General features: G+C 72.8%; 7 protein-coding genes. 5 read left to right on the top strand and 2 right to left on the bottom strand.

What is annotated here, in order from left to right; all coding sequences use genetic code 11:
• The coding region (locus I5G_RS23510; protein ID WP_239642572.1) for an EI24 domain-containing protein at positions 1-762 on the bottom strand (762 nt) is incomplete at its 3' end.
• Between I5G_RS23510 and I5G_RS18235 the strand changes: the two genes are divergently transcribed.
• From I5G_RS18235 to I5G_RS18215, 5 genes are all read left to right on the top strand, one after another.
• Positions 746-1,660 (top strand): hypothetical protein, encoded by a 915-nt coding sequence (locus I5G_RS18235; protein WP_187288873.1) that lies wholly within the window; start codon positions 746-748, stop codon positions 1,658-1,660. The two genes, I5G_RS23510 and I5G_RS18235, sit on opposite strands and share 17 nt — an antisense overlap.
• Before the next feature lie 106 nt (positions 1,661-1,766).
• Entirely contained in the window at positions 1,767-4,295 is a 2,529-nt protein-coding gene (locus tag I5G_RS18230; protein WP_022880333.1) for an ATP-dependent Clp protease ATP-binding subunit, read from the top strand.
• Between the two features lie 186 nt (positions 4,296-4,481).
• Positions 4,482-5,363, top strand: coding sequence for an LLM class flavin-dependent oxidoreductase (locus I5G_RS18225; protein WP_022880332.1), 882 nt, complete (start codon positions 4,482-4,484; stop codon positions 5,361-5,363).
• Positions 5,360-6,136, top strand: a complete 777-nt coding sequence (locus I5G_RS18220) for an LLM class flavin-dependent oxidoreductase (protein ID WP_022880331.1) — start codon at positions 5,360-5,362, stop codon at positions 6,134-6,136. Before I5G_RS18225 ends, I5G_RS18220 begins: the two co-directional genes overlap by 4 nt.
• A gap of 39 nt (positions 6,137-6,175) precedes the next feature.
• Complete coding sequence (locus I5G_RS18215; RefSeq protein WP_026096075.1) at positions 6,176-6,580, top strand: membrane protein; 405 nt, start codon at positions 6,176-6,178, stop codon at positions 6,578-6,580.
• A gap of 109 nt (positions 6,581-6,689) precedes the next feature.
• Here I5G_RS18215 and I5G_RS18210 read toward each other — a convergent pair whose 3' ends face one another.
• A complete protein-coding gene (locus I5G_RS18210) occupies positions 6,690-8,333 on the bottom strand; it encodes an ATP-dependent DNA helicase RecQ (protein ID WP_022880330.1) in 1,644 nt (547 codons plus the stop codon).
• Positions 8,334-8,641 lie beyond the last annotated feature (308 nt).

Below are 8,641 nucleotides of genomic sequence, written 5' to 3'. Positions count from 1 at the left end.
TGAGCAGCATGCCGCCGACGAACAGGATGAGCGAGACGATGAACATGGGGATCCCTTCGGTCGGTCCAGGTTATCGTGCCGCGTCGACGCCCGGTCCGCCGTGCCGGTCGTCTCGCGCAGCGCGGCGTGCGTCCAAAGCGTGCTGCCGGCCACCGCGGCGGGCATCACGGCGACCGCCCCGAGCGGAACGAGGAAGCACAGCTGCGTCGCGACGCCGAAGCCCAGCGCCCGCGCGCGGTTGTCGCGCAGCACGGCGCGACGGGCGCGGCGGTCGAGTCCGCGGGCCGAGAGGGCGCGCGAGGTCAGTTCGTCGGCGAGCAGCCAGCCGGTGAGCAAGAGACCGACGAGGAAGCCGAGCACGCCGCCGACGAAGGGGATGAGACCGAGGAGCCACGCGGCGAGCGCGGCGAACGCCCCGCGGACGATGAGGCGCACGGCGTCGCCGGCGGCGCGCCAGAAGCCATAGTCGGCATCCGGGATCCGTCCCGTGGCGGTGAGCTCGGTGGCGCGCCAGATCCGGTCGTAGAAGGGTTCACCGACGGCGAGGGTCACCGCGGTGAAGGACACGATCGCGAGGAACGCGGCCGCGCCGAACGACGCGACGACGATCGCGGTACGCAGGACCGTGGCCCACAGCGGGGCCCACGTGTTCGCGAAGGGAGTCCAGTCGTCCACGACCTCGCCGAGGAGGATGCCCCAGCCGACGAGCGCCGCACCGAAGACGAGGGCCACGAGGAACCCGGGGATGAGGCCGAGTGCCATCGCCCCGGGGGAGCTTCGCCACTGGCCGAGGCCGCGGAGGAGCATCCGGGCGCCCTGGAGGAACTCGCGCATCCGCACGACGTCGACGCAGCGCACCTACCGGTACGTGCGCCTGACGATCCTCGCCGCGACGCTGCTCCTCGCCGTCGCGGTGACGGTGGAGGAGATCGTCGGGGGATCGCTGCCATCGCTGAGCGCGGCGTACTACACGCAGGCAGGGCCGATGTTCGTCGCGGGCCTCTTCGTCGTCGCGGCGGCCTTCGTCGCGCTCTCGGGCCACAGTGTCGAGCAGGGGCTGCTCGATGTCGCCGCGGTCCTGGCGCTCGTGATCGCCGTCGTCCCGACGACCGTGGAAGCCGACGTGTGCGGGGAGGTGGTGCGGTGCGTTCCGCCCGCGGTGCTCCCCGCCGTGTTCAACAACGGTGTGAGCGTGGCATCCGTGGTCCTCGTCGGGGTGGCCGCGGGGGTGGTGCTCTCGATCGTGCAGGGGACGATGTCGCGCGGGGTCGCGGTGACCGCGGCGGCGGTGGTCGTGGTGGTCGTGGGGCTCGGGGCGTGGGCGCTCGCCGCTCGCGATGCGTTCCTCCTGTTCGCGCACAACGTCGCGGCCGTGGGCTTCTTCCTTCTCATCGGCGCGGTGGCGGCGATCGCCGCGTGGCGTCCGCAGCGGGCGCCGGAGCGGTTCCGCCCCGCGTACGCGGCGGTGGCGATCGGCATCCTGATCGCGCTCGTCGGACTCGCGGCCACGCTGGTGCTGGCCGTCGGGGGAGGGGATGTCACGCGCCCGGTGCCGTGGGTGTTCCTCGGCGAGGCGGCGGCGCTCGTGCTGTTCGCGGTGTTCTGGCTGCTGCAGACCGTGGAGCTGTGGAAAGAGCCGGATCCGCGCCTTCTGGCCTGAGACCGTTCGCCGGGAATATCCTCGGAGCCCTCCCGTTGAACTTGATACGCAGCCACTCAAGTAAGAAACTTGAGTCGACTCCACTCACGTATCACAGGAGACGGAATTGCCCGAAGATGTCACCCCCGGCGCCGGGGACAACGGCGCCCAGTCGTTCGACGAGTTCCTCGCGCGCTACCTCGCCGGTGAGCGGGCGCGCGCCGAGCGTTCGATCGACCTCAGCCGGTTCCTGAGCGCCCGCACCCAGGAGGCTCTGCAGGAGGCCGGCCGCTATGCGCTCGGCCGCGGCCAGCGCGAACTCGACGCGCTGCACGTCCTGCACGTGCTCGTCGGACAGGCGCCCGCGCGCGACGCCGTCGCGCGTCTCGGCGCCGACCCCGCCGCGATCGCCCGCGCCGCCGAGAGCCGTCTGCCGGCCGCCGGTCCCGCCGCGGACGTCGACGGTGCCGTCGTGGCGGGATCGGTCCAGCGCGCGCTGTTCCACGCGTTCCAGGTCGCCCGCGCCGCCGGGTCGACCTACGTCGACCCCGACCACCTCTTCTTCGCGCTCGTCCTCGCGCAGGACGCCCCCGCCGGGCAGATCCTCGCCCAGGCGGGAGTCACCGCCGAGGCCCTGACGCAGGGCGTGCGCGAGACCGTCGTCGGCGGCGAGCAGGCCACGGCGCCCGAGGAGACGGCATCCACGACCCCGAATCTCGACCGGTTCGGCACCGACCTCACCGCGCTCGCCGCGTCGGGTCGCCTCGACCCGGTGATCGGCCGCGCCGACGAGATCGAGCAGACCATCGAGATCCTCAGCCGCCGCACGAAGAACAACCCCGTGCTGATCGGTGAGGCCGGCGTCGGCAAGACCGCCGTCGTAGAGGGACTCGCCCGCGCGATCGTCGAGGGCGCCGTGCCCGAGCAGCTGCGCGACACCCGCGTCGTCTCGATCGACCTCGCCGCGATGCTCTCCGGCGCCCGCTACCGCGGCGACTTCGAGGAGCGTCTGACCCAGACGATGGACGAGATCGCCGCACAGTCCGGCAAGCTCGTCGTCTTCATCGACGAGGTGCACACCATCGTGGGCGCCGGAGCCGGTGGCGAAGGGGCGATGGATGCCGGGAACATCCTGAAGCCGCGCCTGGCCCGGGGCGAGCTGCACCTCATCGGTGCCACGACGCTGAAGGAGTACCGCACGATCGAGAAGGACCCCGCCCTCGAGCGGCGTCTGCAGCCCGTGCGCGTCGGCGAGCCGTCGCTCACCAATGCCGTCGAGATCCTGCGGGGCCTCCGCTCGGCGTACGAGGAGCACCACTCCGTGACGTACACCGACGACGCGCTGCGTGCCGCGGTGGAGCTGAGCGACCGGTACCTCCCCGACCGTGTGCTGCCCGACAAGGCGATCGACCTCATCGACCAGGCCGGTGCACGTCTGCGCCTGCGCCTGGGTGTCGCGGTCGACACGACGGCCCTCGTCGAGCGCCTCGCCGTGCTGGAGGCCGACAAGAACGCCGCCGTCTCGGCCGAGCACTACGAGGAGGCCTCGCGGATCCGCGACGAGATCACCGCGGTGCAGGAGCGTCTGGCAACGGCGACGTCCGCGCCGCGTCCCGACGCGGTGGTCGATGAGCCCGAGATCGCCGCGGTGATCAGCCGGTCCACTGGCATCCCCGTGTCGCGTCTGACCGCCACCGAGCGCGGCCGCCTGTCGCACCTGGAGGACGACCTGCACGGCCGGGTCATCGGACAGGATGCCGCGGTCACCGCGGTCGCCAAGGCCGTGCGCCGCAACCGCACCGGGCTCGGTGACGAGCGTCGGCCCGTCGGATCGTTCCTGTTCCTCGGCCCCACGGGCGTCGGCAAGACCGAGCTCGCGAAGGCCCTGGCAGGGTCCCTGTTCGACGACGACTCCGCCGTGATCCGCTTCGACATGAGCGAGTTCGGCGAACGGCACACCGTGTCGCGCCTCATCGGTGCCCCTCCGGGATACGTCGGCTACGACGAGGCCGGACAGCTCACCGAGCGGGTGCGCCGGAACCCCTACTCCGTCGTGCTGTTCGACGAGATCGAGAAGGCCCACCCCGACGTGTTCACGCTGCTGCTGCAGGTGCTCGACGACGGGCGCCTGACCGACGGCCAGGGGCGCACGGTCGACTTCCGCAACACCGTCATCGTGATGACCTCGAACCTGGGCAGCGAGTACCTGGCATCCCGTTCGGGAGCCATCGGGTTCACCACGACCGGACGCGACTTCGCCGACGACGACCTGCGCGACCGCGTCATGGGCAAGCTCCGCGAGGCCATGCGGCCCGAGTTCCTCAACCGCATCGACGACATCGTGATGTTCCGCAAGCTCGAGAAGGAGCAGCTGCGCGACATCGTCCGCCTGCTGCTCGCGCGCACCTCGAAGCGCCTCGCCTCGCGCGAGGTGTCGCTCGAGGTGACGGATGCCGCGGTCGACCGCCTCGCCGAGGTCGGGTACGAGCCCGAGTACGGCGCGCGGCCGCTGCGCCGGGTCATCCAGCGCGAGATCGACGACCGCATCGCCGACCTGTTCGTCGCGGGCGACCTCGTCGACGGGGGAGCGGTGACCGTGGATGCCACGGACGCCGGCTTCGTCGTGCGGGCCGCCGCGGAGGCGCTCGCCGCGTAAGTCACGGTGTCAGGCCCCCGGGACCTTCGGGTTCCGGGGGCCTTTCGTCTGCGTTCGCGGTGCACAACTCCTGCGGGCCGGTCGTTCTGTCGCCGTTCCGACCGGCCCCACGCCGGTGTGCAGGAGTTATGCCGGATGCCGGGTCTCCGCGCCGACAATGTCGGCGGGGCAGGGCAGAGTAGGGGCATGAGTCGTATCGGCACGATCTTCAGCCCGTACCCCCATCCCCCCGAAGAGCTCCGCGAGGCGGCTCGCGTCGCCGAGGGCGAGGGCGTCCCCGAGCTGTGGCTGTGGGAGGACTGCTTCCGCTCGTCCGCGTGGGCCGCTGCGACCGCGGCGCTCGCCGCGACCGACCACCTGCGCGTGGGCGTCGGCATCGCGCCGTTCCCCCTCCGCAATGTCGCGGCGTCGGCGATGGAGGTCGCCACCATCGAGCGCATGTTCCCGGGGCGGCTCCTCCCCGGCTTCGGGCACGGCGTGCAGGACTGGATGCGGCAGATCGGCGCCAAGGCCGCCTCGCCGCTCACGCTCATGCAGGAGCAGCTGCCCGCGTTGCGCAGTCTCCTCGCGGGCGACACCGTGACGACCGAGGGGCGCTACGTGAAGCTGCGCGACGTGTCGCTGGACTGGCCGCCCGTCGTTGCGCCGCGGGTGTACGCCGCCGCGGAGGGGCCGAAGACGCTGCACCTCGCCGGTGCGGTCGCCGACGGCGTGATCCTGGACAGCCGGCACACCGTCGACGAGGTCGCCGAGGCCGTGCGCGCGGTCCACGCGGGGTGGACGGAGGCGGGCCGCGACGGCCGCCCCGACGTCGTGGCCTACGTCCTGACCGCGTTCGGGCCCGGTGCGTCCGAGCGCGTGGGCGCGGTGCTGAAGGACCGACCGGATGCCGCCGACCGGGCGCTCGCGGGATCCGTCGGCGACGTCGCCGAGGGTGTAGCACGATTCCAGGCCGCGGGTGTCGACGACGTCGTGCTGCTGCCGACCGACGACGTCGATCTGCACGTGTTCTTCTCGGCCGTCGGCCAGGTCGCCGCCGAGATCCCCGCCGCCGGGGGAGTCTCGTGAGCCGGGGCGTCGTCTCCATCGGCTTCGCCGGCACGCTCGGTCCCGACGCGGTCGCCGAGATCGCCCCGTCCGTCGAGGCAGCCGGCTTCCACACGCTGTGGATCAACGACACCCCCGACGGCGATGCCCTGGCGGCGCTCGCCGCTGCCGCCCGGGTCACGCGGACGCTCCACCTCGCGACGGGCGTCGTGCCCGTCGACCGGCGGCCCGCCGCGCAGATCGCCGCGGAGGTGGCATCCCTCGCTCTTCCGCTCGACCGCCTGACGCTGGGCATCGGCTCGGGTATCGCGAAAGAGGGGGCGCTCGCCCGCGTCAGCGACGCGATCGACGTCCTGCACGACGCCGGGGTGCCGCGCGTGCTCGTCGGGGCGCTGGGGCCGCGGATGCGGCGGCTCGCGGTCGAGCGCGCCGAGGGCGTGCTGCTGAACTGGGTGCCGCCGACCGAGGCGGCGCAGCAGGCCGCGGCGCTGCGCGCGCTCGCGCCCGATGCCCACGTCGCCGTCTACGTGCGCACCGCGATCGTCGACGCCGCGCGCGCGAGGCTCGACGCCGAGACCGCGCGGTACGCCTCGTTCCCGAACTACGCCGCGAACTTCGCCCGGATGGGGGTGGATGCCGCCGACACGACGATCCGCGACGTCACCGACCTCGGCCCCGCGCTCGAGGCGTACACCGCCGCGGTCGACGAGGTGGTGCTGCGCGCGATCGTCCCGGAGGACACCGTCGCGGAATACGTCGAGTTCGTGCGGCGCACGGGGCCCACGCCGCTCTGACGCGGCCCCCGGCCGTCCGCCGGCTGGCAGACTGACCGGATGCCACGACGTCGAGGTGCCCTGGTCCGTTCCGTCGCGCGCGGCGCGCTGGCCGTGCTGCTCCTCGCCGCGGGCATCAGCCACGTCACGTGGGGTCGCCGCGGGTACCGGATCGTCGTGCCGGACTGGGCGACGCGGCTGCTGCACACGGACAAGGACGCCATCGTCGTGGCATCCGGGGCCCTTCGAGTACTCCTCGGGGTCGGGTTGGTCGCGCTGCCCCGCGAGCGACGTCGTATTGGTGCCGCCGTCGCGGCGTTCTTCGTCGCGGTGTTCCCCGGCAACGTGCACCAGTGGCGCACCGGACGCTCCGCGCCGGGGCTGAGCACCGACCGCGCGCGCTTCGCGCGGCTGTTCCTGCAGGCGCCGCTCGTCGCCTGGGCGTGGTGGGCGACGCGGGAGTGACCCCGGGCGTCCCGGGTTTGGGGCGTGATCCGCGCTTCGGGGCGGGATTTGCGCGCCCCGAAGCGCGAAGTGCGCCCCAAACCCTGGTGCCCCGCGCCGCGGCGCCGGGCTACGCGGCGTCGCCGAGTTCCAGGATGCCGCGGTCGAACGCGGCGCGCGACAGCACCTTGTAGCCGTGATCGGGGAAGAACACTGTGAGCCGGTCGGCCTCGACGGCCATCACTGTCCCGGTTCCCCACTCGTGGTGGTCGACGACCGAGTCGACGCGCAGGTCGTCGGCCTCGGCATCCGCGGCGGGGACAGGAGTGGCATCCGCGCCGTCACAACGGTCGCAGGTGCCGCAGCGCTCGGGGGCCGCGACGCCGAAGTACTCCAGGAGCGCGCGCCGACGGCAGTGGACGGTCTCGGCATAGCCGCGCATGATCTCGATGCGGGACGCACGGACGCGCTCCTCGGCCTCGTCCCGTTCGCGCACTGCGGCGACCGCATCGCCCGCGGAGACCTTCGCCGCCGCGGAGATCCCCTCGGGGCCGGCAACGGCCAGCCCGCACGCCACGAGCTGCGTCAGCACGCGGCCGATCGCCCGGGCCGAGCGGCCGCTCTCCTCGGCGAGCTCCTTCGCGCGCATCGGTGCGTCCCGACGCCCGAGCGCGTCCCAGACGCCCGCGATGTCGGCGCGTCGGCTGTGCCCGCCGGCGAAGAACGACCGCAAGGAGAAGTCCTCGGCGCGGTAGTGCAGAACGGCGCGCGCGGGCTGTCCGTCGCGCGCGGCGCGGCCGATCTCCTGGGCGTAGGAGTCGAGCGACTCGGTGACGTCGGCGTGGATGACCCACCGCACGTCCGACTTGTCGACGCCCATACCGAACGCCGACGTCGCCACGACGACGTCGAGCTCGCCGGCGCTCCAGGCCGCGTGCACCTCGTCGCGCCGCTTCTGCGCCATCCCGCCGTGGTACGGCGCGGCCCGGCGTCCCAGTCCGACGAGCTCGGCGGCATACGTCTCGGTCTCCTTGCGCGTGGCCACGTACAGCAGCGTCGGGCCGTCGGCATCCCTCACGTCCTCCACGACGGCGCGGCGCTTATCGGCGTCGTGCTCGTGGCGACGGACCGACATGTGGATCTCGGGGCGGTCCATGCCGCGCACCTCGAGGTGGGGATCGCGCATAATGAGGCTCGCGACGATGTCGTCACGGACGGGACCGGATGCCGTGGCCGTCAGGGCCAGCACGGGAGGGTGCCCGAGCGCGTCGACGGCGTCGCCGATGCGCGCGTACTCGGGACGGAAGTCGAAGCCCCACGCGGACACGCAGTGCGCCTCGTCCACGACGACGAGCCGGACATCGGCCTTCTTCAGTCGCTCGAAGACCTCCGGATTCGCGAGCTGCTCGGGGGCGAGGAACGCGTACACCGGGTCGCCGCTCTCGATCGCGGCCCAGGCCGCGGTGCGCGCCCGCGCACCCGTGCGCGAGTTCAGAGCGACGGCCGCGGGTGCGTCGGGAGCCGCGTCGATCGAGGCGATCTGGTCGCGCTGCAGGGCGAGCAGCGGTGAGATCACGACGGTCACCCCGCCCAGCTCGCATCCCGCGATCTGGTACACCGCCGACTTGCCCGCGCCCGTCGGGAACACGACGAGCGTGTCGCGCCCACCGACCACGGCGTCGATGGCCTCGGCCTGCCCCGGCAGCAACGCGTCCCATCCGAACGCCTCGCGGGCGGTGCGGGCGGACTGTTCGGCGGTTGCGGGAGCGTTCATGGGACCTCGTTCCTGGGGGAGACACCAGCACATGCCATCGCTCGCCGAGGTCATCGGGGGTTGCGGAGCGGGGCGGCGTGTGATCCGCGGTGAGGCGTCGCGGCTCGCGCGTTCACCGCGATAGACGCCACTCGCGGCGAGAAACGCGGTGCGAACGCGTTTCGCGCGGTGGGTCGCGTTTCTCGCCGGTGGCATCAGGAACCCCCGCGCGCAAGCCGACCGGCGATGTCGGAGGGGGATGCCAGGATGCCTCCATGCTCCTCGGTGAACTGCAGGTCGCGCTGGCGACGGTGGCGGCCACGCGCTCG

The sequence above is a fragment of the Microbacterium sp. B19 genome (assembly GCF_000333395.1).
Classification (GTDB): Bacteria; Actinomycetota; Actinomycetes; order Actinomycetales; family Microbacteriaceae; genus Microbacterium.
This window is presented reverse-complemented; position numbering and strand designations above follow the sequence as displayed.

What these genes read in the sequence shown, in the direction of transcription:
- I5G_RS18210 (WP_022880330.1), bottom strand. Translation starts at nt 8,333, where the DNA reads ATGAACGCTCCCGCAACCGCCGAACAGTCCGCCCGCACCGCCCGCGAG.
- I5G_RS18235 (WP_187288873.1), top strand. Translation starts at nt 746, where the DNA reads ATGAGGCCGAGTGCCATCGCCCCGGGGGAGCTTCGCCACTGGCCGAGG.
- I5G_RS18225 (WP_022880332.1), top strand. Translation starts at nt 4,482, where the DNA reads ATGAGTCGTATCGGCACGATCTTCAGCCCGTACCCCCATCCCCCCGAA.
- I5G_RS18215 (WP_026096075.1), top strand. Translation starts at nt 6,176, where the DNA reads ATGCCACGACGTCGAGGTGCCCTGGTCCGTTCCGTCGCGCGCGGCGCG.